Origin of the sequence: Acinetobacter harbinensis, from assembly GCF_000816495.1 — a bacterium.
Classification (GTDB): Bacteria; Pseudomonadota; Gammaproteobacteria; order Pseudomonadales; family Moraxellaceae; genus Acinetobacter; species Acinetobacter harbinensis.
The window spans coordinates 417,836-438,703 of record NZ_JXBK01000001.1; the positions used below are offsets into that span (position 1 = coordinate 417,836).

A 20,868-nucleotide genomic window follows, 5' to 3' on the forward strand; every position below is an offset into this window, starting at 1 on the left:
GTTTAGCTATAGATTTTAATCCATATGGCTTAGATTTATTTTTAAACGCACCGCAGTGCATTATATTTTGTCTACGGCTATCGGCCCCGCCACGCATATGATTCCAATAAAATCGTACAACGTAAAAGTACACCATATGCGGTGAAATTAGCTTTAGCTGTGCATGATGATGTATTTATTTGTAAAATTAGCTCACTTTAAAACAATTTTATTAAAGATTTTAATACTCTAAGTAATTGAATATATAAATAAATAAAGGAAGTTCGAATAAGCAAGGTCATAAATCAAAAAATAATTGGAGTAAAAGCTCTATTTTTTTTAATGCAATTTGCTTAGTATTTAGTCCGAGCATGGATCAGGCTCAAACAATAAGATTCTAAAAGGACCACAACAATGAAAAAAATTATTCTGGCATTGGCTACCTTCTCAACCCTCGGCTTTGCCAGCAGCGTACAAGCTGCCAAAGTAGATGTCTGTGTTTTCGATTTACTCGGGAAATCTGGTGAATCCTATCAAATGGCACAAGAATGGGCGCTTGCTGCCAAAGGTTGGGGTGCAGACATTAATCTCATTCCGCGCCAAGACGAAGCGGTGGCCGATAACGATTTTAAAGCTGGTAAATGTGATGGCGTCTTTATGACCGCTATGCGCGCACGTCAATATAATAAATTTGTCGGCTCGATTGATGCATTGGGCGGTGCACCCAGTAATGCAATTGCACAGCGCGCCATTACCTTTGCACTGGATCCACGTAATGCGACAAAGATGGTCAGCAATTTAAGTGGTAAAAAATACGAAGTGGCCGGTATTGCCCCTTTGGGTTCAGCGTTTATTTTTGTCCGTGATAAAAAAATCGATTCCATTGAAAAGGCCGCCGGTAAAAAGTTTGCAGTGCTCGGATATGACGATGCACAGAAAATTATGGTGCAGCGCGTGGGCGCACAAGCAGTAATTTCGGATGTATCTAATTTTGTGGCAAAATTTAACAATGGTCAGGTCGATATGGTGGGTGCACCGGCCTATGCGTATAAGCCATTAGAGATCTATAAAGGTTTAGGTGAAAATGGCGGGATGTTCAATTTCCCTGTGCTACAAGTGACTGCAGATTTTATTATCCGTCCGGATCAATTCCCCGCAGATTTTGGACAAAAATCTCGTGATTGGTTTGTAAAAAATCTACCGAAAAGTTTTGCCATGATTAACCGCTTAGAAGCCAACATTCCAGCCAAATTCAAGTTAAATTTAGCCGCAGATGACAAGACCAAATATCAGAAATTACTGCGAGAAGGGCGCATGGATATGACCAAACGTGGTATTTATGATGTGGCGATGATGAGTGTATTGAAAAAAGCGCGTTGTTCTGTGGATAAAGCCAATTTTGAATGTTCACTTGCGGGTGAATAAATTAATTTTTAAATTCCAAGCCTAGACTTGTTCTAGGCTTTTTTTTATCCAAATTATTTTATCTAAACTGTTAGAAACAAACTGAATCGCAATTTAAAGCTGTCTAAAAAATGAAGTGATGACGCAGATTAAGCATCAACTCAAAAAAAATAAGTCAAAAACAATAAAAGCATCAACACATATCAATAAAGATGCTCGATCAGCCTGCTTGTCTTATCAAGCATGATGCTGAGACATGCCAAACGAATAATGTGTAGATTTGATTGAGTCGGTAACAAGAGATGAGGTAGTTCGCTTAATGCAAGATAATCAATTGGCGGCGCAAAACTGAGGTGCAGATCTAGAGTTAAGTGTAAGGCAAAATGAAGCGCTAAAGTCTTTAAAGCCGCTAAATAGGATGTCCTCAGTGTCACCGCTATGCGTCGACAATATGCGTCAACAATTTAATCATTTTATTGGATCGCATGATGAGATTGCTTGGGCGATCGCGTTATAAACAAAGCTCGCAGAATTTTGAATACAGCGCACAAGATGAAAATTACAAATCTTCTTCACCATAAGCGGCGCTACGCACTTTAAATCTTCAAAGACTGCCCATATATTGGATATGCTATACTTAAATCTGGTCTTTATTGTTAAAGACGCTTGAATTAAACAGAGGAATCGAACATGAATGCCCAAGCGCTACTGCTAACCGACAATGCTGCGAAAAAAGTACGCCAATTGCGTGATAGTGAAGGCAATCAGGAATTAATGTTACGCGTCTATGTGACGGGTGGTGGTTGTTCTGGTTTCTCTTATGGTTTTAACTTTGCTGAAAGCATGAATGAAGATGATGCTGAATTTTTAAATGGCGATGTTAAAATGTTGGTTGACTCATTAAGCTATCAATATTTGGTCGGTTCTGCCGTCGATTATATCGAAGGCCTAGAAGGTTCGCGTTTTGTGGTGCAAAACCCCAATGCGACCACCACCTGTGGTTGTGGTTCATCGTTTTCTGTATAAGAAACAGTCAAAGCCCACCATCAGGCGGGCTTTTTTTATAACCATATCGTCAATAGACTGAAAACTAAAATCAAAAATTAGGCTTCAAGTTTAGCCGCTTTTAAAATATCAAAAATAACCGTGGTCACATCCTGACTCAAATCCCGATTATTAAAAATTTCATGCGCGCTAATCGTGACATCAGTATCACTTGGCAACAGACGTTGCTCTTCCTCAATTAAATATTGAATTGGCGATAAGGTCTGCTTTATTTCTAAATGTAGAATATCTTTAAATTCAACATTTTCATCTTCAAGCTCAATCAATTGTTCATTTAAAAATGGCAATAAAATGGCATGTAAGCAGGCACGAATATCATCAATATCAAAGATTTCAACCTCACGTGTTTGCTCAATGGTACTAATGTGATCATTCATTTCAATCAGAATATGGTAGTAACTCACACGTATCTCCAGAGATTTTATAATGTTATTGCTTAATCTTACCATAACATGAAATCTGCTGAATAATGTGCATAATCCGCCACATAGTCTTATAAAAGGTAAGGGATTTTTACAGTGTATCTGGATTTTTCGCTACACTAAGACTGATGTGATTCAATGCATTGACCAAACAATCAAAGATGAAGGTGCTTAAAAAAGAGCATAAAAAAACCGCGCTGATGCGCGGTTTTTTTATATAAAGTTAAAGCGACAAATTATTTTTTTTCATCTTTGACTTCAGTGAACTCAGCATCTACCACACCATCATCTGCTTTTTGTTGACCAGCATCACCACCTTGGAATGCGCTTGGATCAAAACCTTCAGCGCCGCCTGGTGCACCTTGTGATGCTTCATAGGCACGTTGGGTAATTGGCATAATGATATTTTGCAGTGCTTCAGTTTTCGCTTTGATTTCTTCAACGTTATTTTCTTTCGTTGACGCTTCAAGCTCAGCCACAGCCGTTTCAATGGCAGTTTTCTCATCAGCAGTAACTTGTTCACCTAAATCTTTTACTGCTTTTTGTGCGCTTGATACCAAACCATCAGCTTCATTACGTGCTTTTGCCAACTCTTCAAATTTACGATCTTCTTCAGCATTGGCTTCAGCGTCTTTAATCATCGCTTCAATTTCAGCATCCGACAAACCTGAGTTTGCTTTAATCTGAATCGATTGTTCTTTACCAGTACTCTTGTCTTTCGCAGAGACTTTCAAGATACCATCGGCGTTGATGTCAAAAGACACTTCAATTTGTGGCGCGCCACGTGGTGCCGGTGGAATATCGCCCAATTGAAAGTTACCAAGCAATTTGTTTTGCTGCGCCATTTTACGTTCACCTTGGAACACAGAAATGTCGACAGCCGGTTGGTTGTCTGCAGCAGTTGAGAACACTTGAGATTTCTTCGCAGGAATCGTGGTGTTTTTCTCAATAATTGCAGTCAATACGCCGCCCATGGTTTCAATCCCAAGCGTCAGTGGCGTTACGTCAAGTAACAGTACGTCAGTTTTGTCACCGGACAATACTGCGCCTTGAATCGCTGCACCTACTGCAACCGCTTCGTCTGGATTCACGTCTTTACGTGGCTCTCTGCCGAAGAAGTCTTGTACTTTTTGTTGAACCAGTGGCATACGTGACTGACCACCGACCAAAATCACATCTGAAATATCAGAGGTTGAAAGACCTGCATCTTTCAGCGCAATACGGCAAGGCTCGATGGTACGTGCAACTAAATCCGCCACTAAACCTTCAAGTTTTGCACGGGTTACGTTAATAACCAAATGCTTAGGACCAGTTGCATCAGCAGTGATGTATGGCAAGTTAATTTCAGTTGCATTCGATGAAGAAAGCTCAATTTTGGCTTTTTCAGCAGCTTCTTTTAGACGTTGTAATGCTAATGGATCTTGTTTCAAGTTGAAGTTTTGTTCTTTTTTGAACTCTTCAACCAAGTATTCGATTAATGCGTTATCGAAGTCTTCACCACCAAGGAAGGTATCACCATTGGTCGAGAGCACTTCAATTTGTTGATCGCCATCTAGGTCAGCAATTTCAATGATTGATACGTCAAAAGTACCACCACCTAAGTCATAAACCGCGATTTTACGATCACCTTCTTTTTTGTCCATACCGAACGCAAGTGCAGCAGCAGTGGGTTCGTTGATGATACGTTTAACTTCTAAACCTGCAATTTTACCGGCATCTTTGGTGGCTTGACGCTGTGCATCGTTAAAGTAAGCAGGAACGGTAATCACCGCTTCAGTGACTGTTTCGCCCAAATAATCTTCAGCGGTTTTTTTCATCTTTTTCAAGATTTCAGCTGAGATTTGTTGTGGTGCAAGTTTCTTGTCGTTCACATCGACCCAAGCATCGCCATTGTCTGCTTGAATGATTTTATACGGCACTAAGCCAATATCTTTTTGTACCGCTTGATCTTGATATTTACGACCAATCAAACGTTTGATGGCGAATAGGGTGTTTTTAGGATTGGTTACCGCTTGACGTTTAGCCGATTGACCCACCAAGATTTCACCGTCTTTATAGGCGATGATTGAAGGTGTGGTACGTGTACCTTCAGCGTTCTCAATTACTTTAACTTTATCGCCTTCAAGTACAGCCACGCAAGAGTTTGTAGTACCTAAGTCAATACCAATGATTTTAGCCATTTCTATGCTTCCTCAAAATTATTTTTACAATGTTTTTGCTTGTTATGAATATGAGAGCCATTTAAAATTTTTCAAGTTACTTTGATGAAAAAAATCGAAAAACTCTCGAATTTTCTATATTTAGAGCAACGTTTAACGCAGCTCTTGTTCATTATTGACCAACCAAGACCATTGCAGGGCGTAGTAGGCGGTTAGATAAGGTATAACCTTTTTGTAATACGGTACCAATTTCCCCCGCTTTAGCCTCAGGACTAATCCCGACAGCCTGATGTAAATCAGCATTAAAGCCATTGCTCATATCCACTTCCACCACACCAAATTTTTCCAGCGTGGTTAAAAGCGATTTCAGCGTCAGTTTTACACCTTCTAACAGTGGTGACTCAACATCGCCTGCCGCCTGAATGGCACGCTCTAGATTATCGACAGAATCGAGTAATTCTTTGGCGAACTTTTCGAGGATGAATTTTTTCGCGGTATCTGCTTCACGTTCTAAGCGCTCTTTGGTTTTTTCAGCTTCATATTTTGCATTGGCTGCGACCGCTTTCTCATATTTTAGGCTTTCGCTTAAATTGACAATTTGAGCCTTTAAATCTTCAACGGACACTTCAATTTGCTCGGTTTCGGCTTGAGTATTCGCTGTTTGGGCATCAGCTTGTGGTTGCTCAAGATCTTGAGCGTTTGGATTGTGCTCGGTCGCCATAGATTTACTCCGTTTAAATGGGTTCTTAAACATGTACAGTCCTTGGTGGCCTCAGTGCTGAATACTTTAATCCTGAACTGCCATGAGTGATAAAATTCATGATTACTACAAAGGTCGGGGCAAGCGAAAAAAAATCAAGCGAGACAGGCGATTAAATCTGCTTAATTTGCTTAAAATTATGAAAAAAACTGAGGTTTAGGCATTTTTTTTCAAAACTGTAGCAACTTCAGCATGAATCTTAAAAATATCCAGCAAGTTGCTTGTCCTTTTAAGCCGAGAAAGCTGGTGCTAATCAGCAGTGCGGTAGAGCGTGTTCCCACATTTTTGGATAGGACTGAAATTCAGTCCGCATGCAGAATGCTTAAATAAAGATAAAATAAAGATGGATGCTTCAAGATGACTAAAGAACTGCATCAACCCAAGCCTTTATTTTGGCCTGCAATAAATTACCAAGCTGCATATAAACAGTGGCGTGATTGGATGATGTTAAAATGATTGTTGTACATGCGGTTGGATGGCTTATTTAAGCTACGTTACATCACGCTTATTATTCTGAATTTCATTTTGAATAAAAAATCAGTATCTGCAATTGAATCAGCTCTATATATGGTTATGTGCCGCGATTAAACGCCAAGATCAGCCATATAAAAGCTAAAATCAAGTCTCAGTCCGAGTATGGGTTCTTATAAACCTTACACAGAGCAAAAAAAATACCCTTTAATCAAAGGGTATTGAGACAATGACAGTCACTTAGTCGTCACGTTTATGTTTACTTCGCTCGTGATCACGACGCTGTTCATAACGACGTTTTTCTTCTGCTTTACGCTGTTGCTGAGCTTTATTGCGGTCGTAGTGGTTGTGATCTTTATACTTTTTCTCTAAGCGTTGGCGCTCACGTTCACGCTCTCTACGTTCCCAGTCAGAACGTTTTTGTTGATTCTGTTGCCATTCACGTTTTTGGCGCTCAAGGGCTAAACGTTTTTCACGTTGTTGATATTCCCAGCGTTGACGATCACGTTCGCGCTCATAACGATCATCATTACGCTCATAGCGATGATCGTAGCCGCCATTGGCATAGCCACTATCTTCTGGAAATGCGACGCAGCCCACGGCTAAAAATGGAATCATGAAAAACAACAGCAGCAGTTTCTTATGCATTGTTGGTATCCTTCTTTTTCTAAGGAGTAGTAAAATACTCCTCAATGGACATAAAAATTGTCAATGACAAGCTATAAAAAGAAGATTAACGTAGGAAAGTTTTTACTGTGTATACAGATGATTAGACTTATAGACGAGTATGGTCACCTAGTGCTTGATCATGTAGAAAATGTGAAGAATACAATAAAAGGAATCGAGAGCAATGATGGCTTTGAGTCAGACGTTACAGCGTATGTTACAAAAAGGGCAAGGCACAGCAGTGCGCACATTAGATCATTTGCCGCGCTTGGCTCAGCACACATTAGCCAAAGCTTTAAACTATCCATATGACTATCCTCAGCTTGATCCACTGATTAAATGCATGATGGCGGCGCAGCTTAAACAAGGCAACAGCGGTTTTATTGGCGCCGATGTGCAGCGTGCACGAAAAGCCTTTGATCTACAAATGCAGTCACTTAAAAACAAAAGCACTTTTGTGAAACAGGTACAAGATGTACGATTACCTTTAAATAGTGGCGATCTATTTGCACGACATTATCATCCGGCCCCCGGTAAAAAACGTCCGATGTTGGTGTTTTATCATGGTGGTGGTTTTGTGGTGGGCAGCTTGAATTCGCATGATGAAGTATGCCGTCTGTTGGCAGTCTATGCGCAAGTTCAGGTGCTGAGTATTGATTATCCTTTGGCTCCTGAGGCCAGTCCAATGCAACTGATTCAAAGTTGTGAGGATGCGTTGGCGTGGGTCTATCAAAATAAAAAGCAATTTAATATTTTAAAAGATCGGATTTCAGTTGCCGGAGACAGCGCCGGAGGAAATATTGCCACTGTGGTGGCGCAGCGTAGTGCAGACAAAGCTTATGCCCCACAAGCACAGTTGCTGCTTTATCCAACCGTCGATTTTAAAAGTCGCCATCCATCTTTTTATAGCTATGAACATGGTTTGCCACTTACCGGTACAGATGTCGACTGGGTTACCCATCACTATGCACACACACACCAAGTTGAATTAGACGATCCCATTATCTCTCCCACTTATGCAGTACAGAAAAATTTAGCACCTGCATTTATTGTGACTGCAGGCTATGATCTGCTACATGATGAAGGGCAGATTTATGCCTATAAATTACGTCATCATGGAATCGCTGTGTATTATCAAGATTATCAAGATCAATCGCATGGATTTGCCAATCTGACCATTGTCTCGGGGCAAGCGAAAAAATACCTGATGGAAATCAGTAAAAATTATAGAAAATTTTGGGACAGGCAGCGTTAATCGTTTTAAGTGAGATTGGCTATATTTAATATGATTTGCCTGTTTTATGCGATTACCAACCAGCCGTTTTAGGTAAAACGTAACTTGCGCTTTAACCGACATCGCTCGAATTTTACCGCTAGTACAACTTTGCTATTTAAGCTATATAAATAGTCATCACAATCATCTAAATCAAAAGAGTAAAGATTATGCTTAAACAAACATTATGTGCGGTGGCTATCGCGGCTATAACCGTACCGGCAATGGCTGCAAATACCGTGGTTGAGATGAACACCTCAATGGGGAAGATTGAAATAGAGCTTTTTAATGATAAAGCGCCAATTTCAACCCAGAACTTTGAAAGCTATATAAAGGATAATTTTTATAATGGCACAATTTTCCATCGTGTGATTCCGGGTTTTATGATTCAAGGCGGCGGAATGGATGCCGATATGACGGAAAAGACCACCAAAGCCTCAATTCAAAATGAATCCTATAATGGCCTAAAAAACACTCGTGGTACGTTGGCCATGGCACGTACCAATAATCCCAACTCTGCCACCAGCCAATTTTTTATCAATACGGTAGACAATGACTTTTTAAATAAAAGCCAAATGAATGCTGGCTATGCTGTGTTTGGTAAGGTCACTAAAGGCATGGATGTGGTTGATAAAATCACGCAAGTACCTACTGCAAACCTAGGTATGCATCAGAATGTACCCAAACAAGCGATCAAAATAGTTAGCATGACGATTAAAGCAGCACCCGTACAGAAGTAGTATTAAATAAAGATAGAAATATAATTTTATATTTCTATTTTAAAATTATGGGTTTATATATACATTAGGGTAAAAATGAACCAAAGTAGTGCATAAAAATACAACACTCGATAAAACAATCAGTTAAAAGCGCTTGCGTGTGTAGGAAATTGCCCTATAATGAGCCCATACCGACGAGATAGACGGAAACGATTGAGGCACGAAGTGCTGAGATGTTTAAGTTTGTTGAGTTGAGCGACTTAATTACTGACGAAGTATTAAGAAGATCATTAATAGATTATGAAGAACAACTTGTGTGGATTTTTACTGGTTGATCGATCGAAATTATTTTCATTGATTGAATGGTAGAAATTACTCGAAGTTTATTTGAGAAAGATTTGTCAGACAATTGATGAGCCAAGATTGGTGCCCTTTAAGGCACTAGAAATGATATTTAACTGAAGAGTTTGATCATGGCTCAGATTGAACGCTGGCGGCAGGCTTAACACATGCAAGTCGAGCGGGGAAGAGTAGCTTGCTACTTAACTTAGCGGCGGACGGGTGAGTAATACTTAGGAATCTACCTAATAGTGGGGGACAACATCTCGAAAGGGATGCTAATACCGCATACGCCCTACGGGGGAAAGCAGGGGACTCTTCGGAGCCTTGCGCTAATAGATGAGCCTAAGTCGGATTAGCTAGTTGGTGGGGTAAAGGCCTACCAAGGCGACGATCTGTAGCGGGTCTGAGAGGATGATCCGCCACACTGGGACTGAGACACGGCCCAGACTCCTACGGGAGGCAGCAGTGGGGAATATTGGACAATGGGGGGAACCCTGATCCAGCCATGCCGCGTGTGTGAAGAAGGCCTTTTGGTTGTAAAGCACTTTAAGCGAGGAGGAGGCTCCCAGTATTAATACTACTGGAGAGTGGACGTTACTCGCAGAATAAGCACCGGCTAACTCTGTGCCAGCAGCCGCGGTAATACAGAGGGTGCAAGCGTTAATCGGATTTACTGGGCGTAAAGCGTGCGTAGGTGGCCAATTAAGTCAAATGTGAAATCCCCGAGCTTAACTTGGGAATTGCATTCGATACTGGTTGGCTAGAGTATGGGAGAGGATGGTAGAATTCCAGGTGTAGCGGTGAAATGCGTAGAGATCTGGAGGAATACCGATGGCGAAGGCAGCCATCTGGCCTAATACTGACACTGAGGTACGAAAGCATGGGGAGCAAACAGGATTAGATACCCTGGTAGTCCATGCCGTAAACGATGTCTACTAGCCGTTGGGGTCTTTGAGACTTTAGTGGCGCAGCTAACGCGATAAGTAGACCGCCTGGGGAGTACGGTCGCAAGACTAAAACTCAAATGAATTGACGGGGGCCCGCACAAGCGGTGGAGCATGTGGTTTAATTCGATGCAACGCGAAGAACCTTACCTGGTCTTGACATAGTAAGAACTTTCCAGAGATGGATTGGTGCCTTCGGGAGCTTACATACAGGTGCTGCATGGCTGTCGTCAGCTCGTGTCGTGAGATGTTGGGTTAAGTCCCGCAACGAGCGCAACCCTTTTCCTTATTTGCCAGCGGGTTAAGCCGGGAACTTTAAGGATACTGCCAGTGACAAACTGGAGGAAGGCGGGGACGACGTCAAGTCATCATGGCCCTTACGACCAGGGCTACACACGTGCTACAATGGTCGGTACAAAGGGTTGCTACCTAGCGATAGGATGCTAATCTCAAAAAGCCGATCGTAGTCCGGATTGGAGTCTGCAACTCGACTCCATGAAGTCGGAATCGCTAGTAATCGCGGATCAGAATGCCGCGGTGAATACGTTCCCGGGCCTTGTACACACCGCCCGTCACACCATGGGAGTTTGTTGCACCAGAAGTAGGTAGTCTAACCGCAAGGAGGACGCTTACCACGGTGTGGCCGATGACTGGGGTGAAGTCGTAACAAGGTAGCCGTAGGGGAACCTGCGGCTGGATCACCTCCTTAACGAAAGATTGACGATTGGTAAGAATCCACAACAAGTTGTTCTTCATACGATGTATCTGAGGGTCTGTAGCTCAGTTGGTTAGAGCACACGCTTGATAAGCGTGGGGTCACAAGTTCAAATCTTGTCAGACCCACCAATCTAACGAACTTAAAGATTGATGAAGCAATTCATTGAACTTGAGTAACAGATAAACAGATAGATCAAATCTAATGATAGCTGGGGACTTAGCTTAGTTGGTAGAGCGCCTGCTTTGCACGCAGGAGGTCAACGGTTCGACTCCGTTAGTCTCCACCAAATTTCAAGATCAGAAAAGCATGCTTTTCCTTGAAATTTAAGCAAGAAGCTTTGCTTCGCGCAGACTATAAGTCTATAGATTATAGAACTTAATAAAAGAAACCTAGTGTTTAAGTTTATTAAGTTCTGTGATTTATCACAGCGTTAAACATGACCTGACGAAGGCATGTTAACTCATTAACAGATTGGCAAATTTGAGTTGAAATAATTGTTTAACTCAGAACTGATTTTGAATTCAGTTTTAATCGATTGTCACTATTTATAGTGATGTGAGGTTAAAGTTGAATGAAGATAAAGAACTGAGCACTAGCGAATTAACTGAATCAAGCGTTTTGGTAATATTAAGATTGAAGCTGTACCGTGCTTAAGTGCACAAGACTTTGAACGATAAGTTGTAAACACTCACTTGTAGGTGTTGACGACTGTTTGGGGTTGTATAGTCAAGTAATTAAGTGCATGTGGTGGATGCCTTGGCAGTCAGAGGCGATGAAAGACGTAATAGCCTGCGAAAAGCTCCGGGGAGGCGGCAAATATCCTGTGATCCGGAGATTTCTGAATGGGGAAACCCACTTACCATAAGGTAGGTATTGCATGATGAATACATAGTCATGCAAAGCGAACGGGGGGAAGTGAAACATCTCAGTACCCCTAGGAAAAGAAATCAATTGAGATTCCCTTAGTAGCGGCGAGCGAACGGGGACCAGCCCATTAAGTTATCTAAGTTCTAGTGGAATGCTCTGGGAAGTGCAACCATAGTGGGTGATAGTCCTGTACACGAAAGGGCTTAGATAATGATGTCGAGTAGGGCGAGGCACGTGAAACCTTGTCTGAATATGGGGGGACCATCCTCCAAGGCTAAATACTCCTGACTGACCGATAGTGAACCAGTACCGTGAGGGAAAGGCGAAAAGAACCCCTGTGAGGGGAGTGAAATAGATCCTGAAACCGCATGCATACAAGCAGTGGGAGCCGACTTGTTCGGTGACTGCGTACCTTTTGTATAATGGGTCAGCGACTTATATTCAGTAGCGAGGTTAACCGTATAGGGGAGCCGTAGAGAAATCGAGTCTTAATAGGGCGCATTAGTTGCTGGGTATAGACCCGAAACCAGGTGATCTATCCATGAGCAGGTTGAAGGTTGGGTAACACTAACTGGAGGACCGAACCCACCGTCGTTGAAAAGCCGGGGGATGACTTGTGGATAGGGGTGAAAGGCTAATCAAACTTGGTGATAGCTGGTTCTCCCCGAAAGCTATTTAGGTAGCGCCTCGGACGAATACCATTGGGGGTAGAGCACTGTTTCGGCTAGGGGGTCATCCCGACTTACCAAACCGATGCAAACTCCGAATACCAATGAGTACTATCCGGGAGACAGACTGCGGGTGCTAACGTCCGTAGTCAAGAGGAAAACAATCCAGACCGCCAGCTAAGGCCCCAAAATTATAGTTAAGTGGGAAACGATGTGGGAAGGCATAGACAGCTAGGAGGTTGGCTTAGAAGCAGCCATCCTTTAAAGAAAGCGTAATAGCTCACTAGTCGAGTCGGCCTGCGCGGAAGATGTAACGGGGCTAAAACTATATGCCGAAGCTGCGGATTTACAATTTATTGTAAGTGGTAGGGGAGCGTTCTGTAAGCCGATGAAGGTGGATTGAGAAGTCTGCTGGAGGTATCAGAAGTGCGAATGCTGACGTGAGTAACGACAATGCGAGTGAAAAACTCGCACGCTGAAAGACCAAGGGTTCCAGTCCAACGTTAATCGGGGCTGGGTGAGTCGACCCCTAAGGCGAGGCCGAGAGGCGTAGTCGATGGGAAATTGGTTAATATTCCAATACTTCTGTGTAATGCGATGAGAGGACGGAGAAGGTTAAGTCAGCCTGGCGTTGGTTGTCCAGGTGAAAGGCAGTAGGCATGCATCTTAGGCAAATCCGGGGTGCTCTATGCTGAGAGCTGATAGCAAGCTGTACTTGTACAGTGAAGTGGCTGATACCATACTTCCAAGAAAAGTCTCTAAGCTTCAGTTACACAGGAATCGTACCCTAAACCGACACAGGTGGTCAGGTCGAGTAGACCAAAGCGCTTGAGAGAACTCTGCTGAAGGAACTAGGCAAAATGGTACCGTAACTTCGGGAGAAGGTACGCTGCCGACGGTGATTCCCCTCGCGGGATGAGCGGTTGGCAGCCACAGAAACCAGGCCGCTGCAACTGTTTATTAAAAACATAGCACTCTGCAAACACGAAAGTGGACGTATAGGGTGTGATGCCTGCCCGGTGCTGGAAGGTTAATTGATGGGGTTAGCGTAAGCGAAGCTCTTGATCGAAGCCCCAGTAAACGGCGGCCGTAACTATAACGGTCCTAAGGTAGCGAAATTCCTTGTCGGGTAAGTTCCGACCTGCACGAATGGCATAATGATGGCGGCGCTGTCTCCAGCAGAGACTCAGTGAAATCGAAATCGCCGTGAAGATGCGGTGTACCCGCGGCTAGACGGAAAGACCCCGTGAACCTTTACTGCAGCTTGACATTGAACTTTGATCTTACTTGTGTAGGATAGGTGGGAGGCTTTGAAACTTGGACGCTAGTTCAAGTGGAGCCAATCTTGAAATACCACCCTGGTAATATTGAGGTTCTAACTCTGCTCCATAATCTGGAGCGAGGACCATGTCTGGTGGGTAGTTTGACTGGGGCGGTCTCCTCCTAAAGAGTAACGGAGGAGTACGAAGGTGCGCTCAGCGTGGTCGGAAATCACGCGTAGAGTATAAAGGCAAAAGCGCGCTTAACTGCGAGACCCACAAGTCGAGCAGGTACGAAAGTAGGTCTTAGTGATCCGGTGGTTCTGTATGGAAGGGCCATCGCTCAACGGATAAAAGGTACTCTGGGGATAACAGGCTGATACCGCCCAAGAGTTCATATCGACGGCGGTGTTTGGCACCTCGATGTCGGCTCATCTCATCCTGGGGCTGAAGCAGGTCCCAAGGGTATGGCTGTTCGCCATTTAAAGAGGTACGCGAGCTGGGTTTAGAACGTCGTGAGACAGTTCGGTCCCTATCTACCGTGGGCGTTGGAAATTTGAGAGGATCTGCTCCTAGTACGAGAGGACCAGAGTGGACGAACCTCTGGTGTACCGGTTGTCACGCCAGTGGCATCGCCGGGTAGCTATGTTCGGAAGGGATAACCGCTGAAAGCATCTAAGCGGGAAGCCTTCCTCAAGATAAGATTTCCCAAGGACTATATGTCCTCTAAAGAGCCGTTGAAGACTACAACGTTGATAGGTTGGATGTGGAAGTGCAGTGATGCATGAAGCTGACCAATACTAATTACTCGTGAGGCTTGACTATACAACACCCAAACAGTTGTATGACTTCACTTAATATCCAAATATAACTTGATTTAGTTAATCAAACGCTAGACAATATTCAACTCAAACAGCCCAATCTGTTCAAGATTTGGAAAAAGCAACGGCCCAAGGAACATCGTTCCTCGAATAAGACCAAAGCAAGTATCCATAAACAGTTGTGCTGGCGACAATAGCAAGAGTGAACCACCTGATCCCTTCCCGAACTCAGAAGTGAAACCTCTTCGCGCTGATGGTAGTGTGGGGTTACCCATGTGAGAGTAAGTCATCGCCAGCTCATTATTCCCGAAAACACCCCCACTCAATGAGTGGGGGTGTTTTTTTATGGGGGTAAGAAAGTGGGAAGCAAAGCTTTTAAGCAATTTAACATCGGTTTAAAGTATTAGATAGAAAGACATACTGATTGGATAATGATGGAAAAACAGATTCAGCAAAAATAATGATGGAAAAACAGATTCAGCAAAAATAATGATGGAAAAATTGATTCAGCAAAAATATTGATTAACCTTTATGATGTGAAATATACCTCATCTGGTGATTATGGTCGATTACATAGCATATGTGAGCTTAATAAAATTGAAAGCAAGGATATGCTTAATGATAAAGAAGAATCTATAGCTTTTAACTCTAAAGAGTTTATAAAGTTGCATCAATCCACCTTAGGAAAAATAGATATTCTGTCTAGTTTATTGGAGAGAGTGTTAGATGAGTCATTAAAAACAAATGCTAGTTGGAATGAAAAAAATACAATTCATCCAATTGTGTTTATTAAGTTAGTAAAAAATCATTAGATTATTTCTTTAATATTTGGCTTTCTTACTTTAGCAGCAACTATGAAGACTTTGCTTTTTAAAGTTTAAATAGTTTTAATTAGCTCTCCTTAGAGATTTAGGAATTATATTATGAAACTTAACTCATTCTCTGCCATTCCTGAAAATGATGAAGAGTTACATCTTCCAGAACTGGTTTATTGGGCATCTTTAGGTGATGTTGAACAAGTCGCTGGACTTTTACAACAAGGTATTGATCCTAATTCTGCTGACCATGAGGGTTATAGTGCGCTACAGGCAGCTGCTGAAAATGATCATCTAGACGTAGTGAAGTTGCTGATCAGTAAAGGGGTCGATCTTGAGCATCGTAGTCCTTATAGCGCTTTAGAACTGGCGGAATTGGCTGGCAATAAAGACATAGCTGTCTATCTAAAAGGCTTAAAAGGGCTACATTAAAGTATAAAAGAAGCCTCCATCATCCTGATGAGGCTTCTTTTATATGGGGTTACTTTGGCTTAACTCCTGTCATACCATACATCCTGATGTTCAAACTATTTTATTATTACACAGATCTCAACGTTCTAAGATCTTGAAATAAAAAGGATATAACACAATTTAGATTTAGACCAAGAACACCACCTCATGTTATATCCATTTACGAATTTATCATTTTTGTATATTTATTCCCAGATTCTTGCTATTCACTTATCGTCAAAAAGCCCTTAAGAGCAAGAGGATTTCCTCCAGTTTTAACCGATATTCAGATAATGACTATTTCTTATCTAACTTGTTGCTTTATTTATCTAAAATCACTGATGATTTAGTAGCTCTAAATGTTAATTAATTCTGTGATGCAAAGCAATAAACAATCTTGATTACCTCATTAATCACTTAAATAGAATCTAGTTTTGGCTTGAATTAAAACACTCCATTTTACCTTATTGGTGCATTCAGAATGCTGTGCTACCACGACTTTATGGCATGCTCTAAGAAAATCATTCATATTTTGATCAATCCCTCAGAGATCACGTTTAAAAACCGAGTATTTCTGCATAAACTACAGAAAAAAGCCTAGAAAATAGGTATTGTTCAAGCATTGGAAGGTAAAAGAAACAAAAGACTTTAAGCAAGATTTTGTGATGACTGCCTGTTTGCAATTTAGAACCGCGTGCTCAAAAGGCATAGAGCTAACTTCAGACATAAAAAGATTAATTTTTGAATGGTACTTGGTTTGCTCGCGAGATAATCCAAAAACAAGCAGCAGCTAAAGATACCTAAGGTTTAGGTTTTTTATGACAGATATTCGTGAAAACTGGACGTCACGATCAGGCTTTATTATTGCTGCGATCGGATCGGCAGTGGGTTTAGGTAACATTTGGCGCTTTCCTTACGTGGCCTATGAAAATGGCGGTGGGGCATTCTTAATTCCTTATTTAATTGCTTTAATTACTGCAGGTTTACCGCTGCTATTTTTAGATTATGCCGTTGGACACAAAAGTAATCGTTCGCCGCCTAAAGCTTACCGTGCTCTCTTTAAAGGCGGTGAAACGTTGGGCTGGTGGCAGGTAAGCGTGTGTATCATTATTGCATTGTACTATGCCAGCGTACTGACGTGGGCGGGGAGTTATATTTACTTCTCTATTGGTCAAATGTGGGGCAGTGATCCGGAAGGTTTCTTTTTTAAAACCTATTTACAGACTTCAGAAGCCACAGGGTTTGACCCACGCTTCGTGAGTCATATTTTCTGGCCTTTGGCGGGAATTTGGGCACTGGCTTTAATTATTTTATATGGCGGCGTTAAAAAAGGGGTGGAACTTTCAAATAAGATTTTCATGCCTTTGCTGTTTGTCTTATTTATCATGTTGGTGGTTCAAGCACTACGTTTACCCGGTGCGGCGCAGGGCTTAAATGCTTTCTTTACACCAAACTGGTCTGCCATGATGGATTATAAGGTGTGGTTGGCGGCATATGGTCACACTTTCTTTTCGCTCTCTGTCGGCTTCGGTATTATGGTGACCTATGCCTCTTACTTAAAACCAAAAACCGATTTAACCGGTTCAGGTTTAATTGTCGGTTTTGCCAATGCTTCCACCGAAATTCTAGCTGGTATTGGTATTTTCGCTGCATTGGGCTTTATGGCGTATTCAGCCAATACCAATGTAGAAAACGTGGTGAGTGGCGGTATTGGTCTGGCCTTTATTGCTTTTCCTAAAATTATTTCAAGTCTTGGTGCTAGTGCCGATTTATTTGGGATCTTGTTCTTCACCTCTTTATTTGTGGCCGGTATTTCCTCCATGGTCAGCATTTTGGAAGTTCCAATTGCGGCAATGATGGATAAGTTGAAGTGGAGCCGTAAAAAAGCAGTTTCAATTATTGGTGGCAGCAGTGCGGTGGTATCTATTGCTTTATTTTCCAGTGTGAATTCAATTAAATTGGTCGATATTATTGATCACTTTATTAATAATATTGGCATCATTGGCGGGGCCTTGCTGTCGATTCTTTATGTGACTTGGTTTAAGCGCTCAGCATTGGTTAGTATTAGAAATCACGTCAATGCAATCTCTACTGTGCAATTGGGTAAAGGCTGGAGTTTCACTCTGACCGTGATCACCTCTTTGATTTTAATTGTGACCTTAGGCCTGACCTTTTTTAACTTGGTATTAAAAGGCTATGGCGATTACAGTTCGAGTCTACAGTGGATGTTTGGTTGGGGCTGTATTATTTTCTGTGCAGTCGTGGCTGTTATATTGGCGCGAGTGAAAGACCGCTAGGAGAAAAAACATGAATAGTTCAGCAATTATAATGATGATTATCTCCGTGGTATTTGTATGGGGCGGGTTGATACTTTCAATTCTTCATCTCATGCGACATCCAGAAGAGATTGATGAGGTTTTAGAAGAGATTAAGGATCAACATACTTTGTAAATTAAAAGTACGATCAGTTCTTAAATAGAGCAATTTTAAAAAGCCATCGTTATAAATAACGATGGCTTTTTTAGGCTTAAAATTTTGTATTAAAGTCGCTATTTCATCTTTCTCATAGCTCATTCATTTTCCAGATTACTTGGCCACCATCATTAACGTCCAAATATATTTGGATGAATATACGTCTAAAATTATGCAAATTTATGGATACATAGCATGGATAGACGTGAGGACTACTGTATATCTAGACTAATAAGATTTGATGATCAAAAAAACAACATTAATTTTGTAACTAGTCTATTTTGATTACTTAATATACAGGTAAATTGTTGTTTATTATTATTTTTTAAGAAAAGTGAGTGACGAGTCACATTTTTTAATTCAATTTTTTGTATCTTAATGTAATTATATGTATCAAAAGTGTTTAAAGTTGTTTCAGAATGTCTATTAAGAATGAAAAAAGAATCACTCTCCTTATTTTATCTGCGTTATCAATGGCTTTGCCCGCTTATAGTTTCGCCAATGATCAGCCTTTAGTGGCCGAGATGAAAGTATTTCAAATTGACGCCAACTCAAAAGCCAAAAAAGAATTAAAAGTAACCGATCAAGTCAAACCAAAGGCATTGCTGGAGTATAAAGTTGAATATTCCAATAAATCGAATCAAAGCCTAAAAAATCTAAAGTTGAATCTACCACTTCCAAATGATGTCACCTATACCGGACAAAGTTTACCTCAAGGAGGCTATGCCTCAACAGACGGTAAAGTTTTTGCCAAAGCGCCCTTAACGCGCCTTGAAAATGGCAAAAAGGTCAATATTCCACTGAGTGAATATCGTGCGCTGCAATGGAATGTGACTGAGTTAAAAGCCAAACAGAAAATTACAGTTTCTGCTCAAGTCCAAGTGAATACCTCTAAATAAAATTTTTAACGAGTCAATATCGGCTTTATTGTTGGGTTCTTTATGAAAAATAATTTTCAATTAAGTAAACTTGCTGCATCACTTGCAGTAATGGGTGGAATGTCTTTGTTTAGCGGTCAGCTGATGGCAGCTGCACCTTTGGCAGGAACCAATATTAGTAACGTGGCAACGGCAAGTTATACCGATAACACCGGAACCCAGCAAGTTGTGACGTCTAATGAAGTAAAAACCCTAGTGGCGCAAATTGGTGGCTTTACCTTAGAAGCTGATCGTAGTGCGCAAACCACAGCCAATGGTCAAGTAACGTTCTCGCACATCTTAACCAATACGGGTAATGGTAGCGATAAATTTTCGATTAATCTTGAAAACCTTTCTGGTACTGAAATTAATCGATTTGATTTTGAGAGCACCAAATTCGCCATTTATATTGATCGTAATAAAGATGGTATTGCTGACAATAAAATCGCTTTAAACGTTAGCGATCGAATTGAACTGGCTGCAGGCGAGTCTGTGGGCTTGGTGATTATTGCCACCACCCCAAGTACGGCAACACAAGGTCAGTTTGACACCTTGAAAGTCACAGCAACGGCAGATTCAACGACGCTGTACAGCACTGCAACGAAAAACAATATAGACACCACCACAATTACCACTGGCGCAGTTATGCAAATAACTAAAGCCGCAAGTGTCAGTATTGCACAAGCGGGTCAGGAAATTGAATATACTTTAACCTTTAAAAATACCGGCAATACAGCAGCGACTAATGTTGCAATTTTTGACGTATTACCTGCAACTGTTCAGTTTGTTGCTGGATCTGCACGCTACAGTGGCAGTTCAGTTGCATTAACCGATGCGAAAGACACCACGGATAAATTTGAATTAAATGGAAATAGATTCCTTTATAATATTGACAGTATTGCTGCCAATACCTCTGGTAAGTTAACGTTTAAAGTTAGAGTGTTAGACAGTACCAGTGCAGGCGATATTAAAAATACTGCTTATGTCGATCCAGACGGGAAAGCTGCCGGTCCTTTAGAAATAGGGGATATTCCGACACTTCCAAATACGCCACCTACAGATTCAACCACAGTTCCTTCTAATCCATCGATTGTGACGGTAACTGGGAAATATGATGCTGCCATCAATGACTCGGTATTAAATAATTTTAAAGATGGTGCAATGCCAACGCCAACGAGTGCGGTAGATGACCGCATCACTTTAGCAGGTAAACAAGGTGTGCCGGTTATATTTGGTGATAGTAATATCGAAGGAGATATGATTGTTGTCCATAACCGTGGGAATAGTACAGATTCTTATACTTTAACGGTTAATAAAGACAATTTACCACTTGGAAGTATTGTTGAAATTTTGAAAGCAGATGGTAAAACTCCTGTTACCGCGAATAGCACTGGGCCAATTGCGGCAGGTGGCTATGAGAAGTACGTGGTTCGCGTGACCTTTAAAAATGGTGCGTTGGTGAATAACAATACTGTTGTTTTGACCAGTACTTCAGAGGCCAATAAAGGCAGTGATACTTTAACGTTGGTTGTGTCGAGTTTAGATGCCAATAGCGTGGACTTGGTGAGCAAGCCTTTAACTGGCACAGAATTGGGTATAGGTGCAGGTACAAACGGAGCCGTTAGCAGTGTATCGACCGCACCCGCCACAGCAGCAGTATTTGATATAACCATCAAG

Annotated in this window: 14 protein-coding genes, 2 tRNA genes, 3 rRNA genes and 1 pseudogene; 16 read left to right on the forward strand and 4 right to left on the reverse strand. The window is 41.6% G+C overall.

Annotation, left to right across the window (positions count from 1 at the left end; all coding sequences use genetic code 11):
* Nucleotides 1-393: 393 nt before the first annotated feature.
* Both SE27_RS02030 and erpA read left to right on the forward strand, forming a co-directional pair.
* Nucleotides 394-1,404: a putative solute-binding protein gene (locus SE27_RS02030; protein WP_039620415.1), complete on the forward strand. Its 1,011-nt coding sequence runs from the start codon at nt 394-396 to the stop codon at nt 1,402-1,404.
* Between the two features lie 669 nt (nt 1,405-2,073).
* Nucleotides 2,074-2,409 carry an iron-sulfur cluster insertion protein ErpA gene (erpA, locus tag SE27_RS02035; protein ID WP_039620416.1) on the forward strand — a complete coding sequence of 112 codons (336 nt, stop codon included), beginning with the start codon at nt 2,074-2,076 and terminating at the stop codon, nt 2,407-2,409.
* 77 nt (nt 2,410-2,486) lie between these two features.
* Here erpA and SE27_RS02040 read toward each other — a convergent pair whose 3' ends face one another.
* From SE27_RS02040 to SE27_RS02055, 4 genes are all read right to left on the reverse strand, one after another.
* Nucleotides 2,487-2,864, reverse strand: a complete 378-nt coding sequence (locus tag SE27_RS02040) for a hypothetical protein (RefSeq protein WP_148308944.1) — start codon at nt 2,862-2,864, stop codon at nt 2,487-2,489.
* 242 nt (nt 2,865-3,106) lie between these two features.
* Nucleotides 3,107-5,050, reverse strand: coding sequence for a molecular chaperone DnaK (gene dnaK, locus SE27_RS02045; RefSeq protein WP_039620421.1), 1,944 nt, complete (start codon nt 5,048-5,050; stop codon nt 3,107-3,109).
* A 151-nt stretch (nt 5,051-5,201) separates the two neighbouring features.
* Nucleotides 5,202-5,783 (reverse strand): nucleotide exchange factor GrpE, encoded by a 582-nt coding sequence (gene grpE / locus SE27_RS02050; RefSeq protein ID WP_171160649.1) that lies wholly within the window; start codon nt 5,781-5,783, stop codon nt 5,202-5,204.
* Between the two features lie 717 nt (nt 5,784-6,500).
* Entirely contained in the window at nt 6,501-6,908 is a 408-nt protein-coding gene (locus tag SE27_RS02055; protein ID WP_039620425.1) for a hypothetical protein, read from the reverse strand.
* Nucleotides 6,909-7,110: 202 nt separating this feature from the next.
* Here SE27_RS02055 and SE27_RS02060 point away from each other — a divergent pair, with 202 nt between their 5' ends.
* The 14 genes and pseudogenes from SE27_RS02060 to SE27_RS14115 all read left to right on the forward strand — a co-directional run.
* On the forward strand, nt 7,111-8,181 hold the full coding sequence (locus SE27_RS02060; RefSeq protein WP_039620427.1) for an alpha/beta hydrolase: 1,071 nt from the start codon (nt 7,111-7,113) through the stop codon (nt 8,179-8,181).
* A 188-nt stretch (nt 8,182-8,369) separates the two neighbouring features.
* Entirely contained in the window at nt 8,370-8,939 is a 570-nt protein-coding gene (locus SE27_RS02065; protein WP_039620429.1) for a peptidylprolyl isomerase, read from the forward strand.
* A gap of 434 nt (nt 8,940-9,373) precedes the next feature.
* A 16S ribosomal RNA gene (locus SE27_RS02070) occupies nt 9,374-10,913 on the forward strand.
* 60 nt (nt 10,914-10,973) lie between these two features.
* A tRNA-Ile gene (locus SE27_RS02075) sits at nt 10,974-11,050 on the forward strand.
* Between the two features lie 82 nt (nt 11,051-11,132).
* Nucleotides 11,133-11,208, forward strand: a tRNA-Ala gene (locus SE27_RS02080).
* A 438-nt stretch (nt 11,209-11,646) separates the two neighbouring features.
* Nucleotides 11,647-14,541: ribosomal RNA gene (locus tag SE27_RS02085) — 23S ribosomal RNA — on the forward strand.
* 179 nt (nt 14,542-14,720) lie between these two features.
* Nucleotides 14,721-14,835, forward strand: a 5S ribosomal RNA gene (gene rrf / locus SE27_RS02090).
* Together the 16S, 23S and 5S rRNA genes with 2 tRNA genes alongside form the textbook arrangement of a ribosomal RNA operon.
* Before the next feature lie 220 nt (nt 14,836-15,055).
* On the forward strand, nt 15,056-15,349 hold the full coding sequence (locus tag SE27_RS13510) for a hypothetical protein (protein ID WP_148308909.1): 294 nt from the start codon (nt 15,056-15,058) through the stop codon (nt 15,347-15,349).
* Nucleotides 15,350-15,460: 111 nt separating this feature from the next.
* On the forward strand, nt 15,461-15,784 hold the full coding sequence (locus tag SE27_RS02100; protein ID WP_039620431.1) for an ankyrin repeat domain-containing protein: 324 nt from the start codon (nt 15,461-15,463) through the stop codon (nt 15,782-15,784).
* Nucleotides 15,785-15,975: 191 nt separating this feature from the next.
* A pseudogene (locus SE27_RS14335) lies at nt 15,976-16,104 on the forward strand (IS982 family transposase); the annotation flags it as partial.
* Between the two features lie 516 nt (nt 16,105-16,620).
* Nucleotides 16,621-18,099 (forward strand): sodium-dependent transporter, encoded by a 1,479-nt coding sequence (locus tag SE27_RS02105; protein WP_039620433.1) that lies wholly within the window; start codon nt 16,621-16,623, stop codon nt 18,097-18,099.
* Nucleotides 18,100-18,109: 10 nt separating this feature from the next.
* The gene (locus SE27_RS13585; protein WP_081406864.1) at nt 18,110-18,253 is read left to right on the forward strand and encodes a methionine/alanine import family NSS transporter small subunit; all 144 of its coding nucleotides are present in this window, start codon (nt 18,110-18,112) and stop codon (nt 18,251-18,253) included.
* 440 nt (nt 18,254-18,693) lie between these two features.
* Entirely contained in the window at nt 18,694-19,173 is a 480-nt protein-coding gene (locus SE27_RS02110) for a hypothetical protein (RefSeq protein WP_039620435.1), read from the forward strand.
* Nucleotides 19,174-19,215: 42 nt separating this feature from the next.
* A partial coding sequence (locus SE27_RS14115; protein WP_227504622.1) for a DUF7619 domain-containing protein occupies nt 19,216-20,868 on the forward strand: 1,653 nt, incomplete at its 3' end.

Bases quoted from the DNA above. Each gene is read 5' to 3' on its own strand.
- SE27_RS13585 (WP_081406864.1), top strand. From the start codon at position 18,110: ATGAATAGTTCAGCAATTATAATGATGATTATCTCCGTGGTATTTGTA.
- SE27_RS02055 (WP_039620425.1), bottom strand. From the start codon at position 6,908: ATGCATAAGAAACTGCTGCTGTTGTTTTTCATGATTCCATTTTTAGCC.
- SE27_RS02060 (WP_039620427.1), top strand. From the start codon at position 7,111: ATGATGGCTTTGAGTCAGACGTTACAGCGTATGTTACAAAAAGGGCAA.
- grpE (WP_171160649.1), bottom strand. From the start codon at position 5,783: ATGTTTAAGAACCCATTTAAACGGAGTAAATCTATGGCGACCGAGCAC.
- SE27_RS02065 (WP_039620429.1), top strand. From the start codon at position 8,370: ATGCTTAAACAAACATTATGTGCGGTGGCTATCGCGGCTATAACCGTA.
- erpA (WP_039620416.1), top strand. From the start codon at position 2,074: ATGAATGCCCAAGCGCTACTGCTAACCGACAATGCTGCGAAAAAAGTA.
- SE27_RS02100 (WP_039620431.1), top strand. From the start codon at position 15,461: ATGAAACTTAACTCATTCTCTGCCATTCCTGAAAATGATGAAGAGTTA.
- SE27_RS02110 (WP_039620435.1), top strand. From the start codon at position 18,694: ATGTCTATTAAGAATGAAAAAAGAATCACTCTCCTTATTTTATCTGCG.
- dnaK (WP_039620421.1), bottom strand. From the start codon at position 5,050: ATGGCTAAAATCATTGGTATTGACTTAGGTACTACAAACTCTTGCGTG.
- SE27_RS02105 (WP_039620433.1), top strand. From the start codon at position 16,621: ATGACAGATATTCGTGAAAACTGGACGTCACGATCAGGCTTTATTATT.
- SE27_RS02030 (WP_039620415.1), top strand. From the start codon at position 394: ATGAAAAAAATTATTCTGGCATTGGCTACCTTCTCAACCCTCGGCTTT.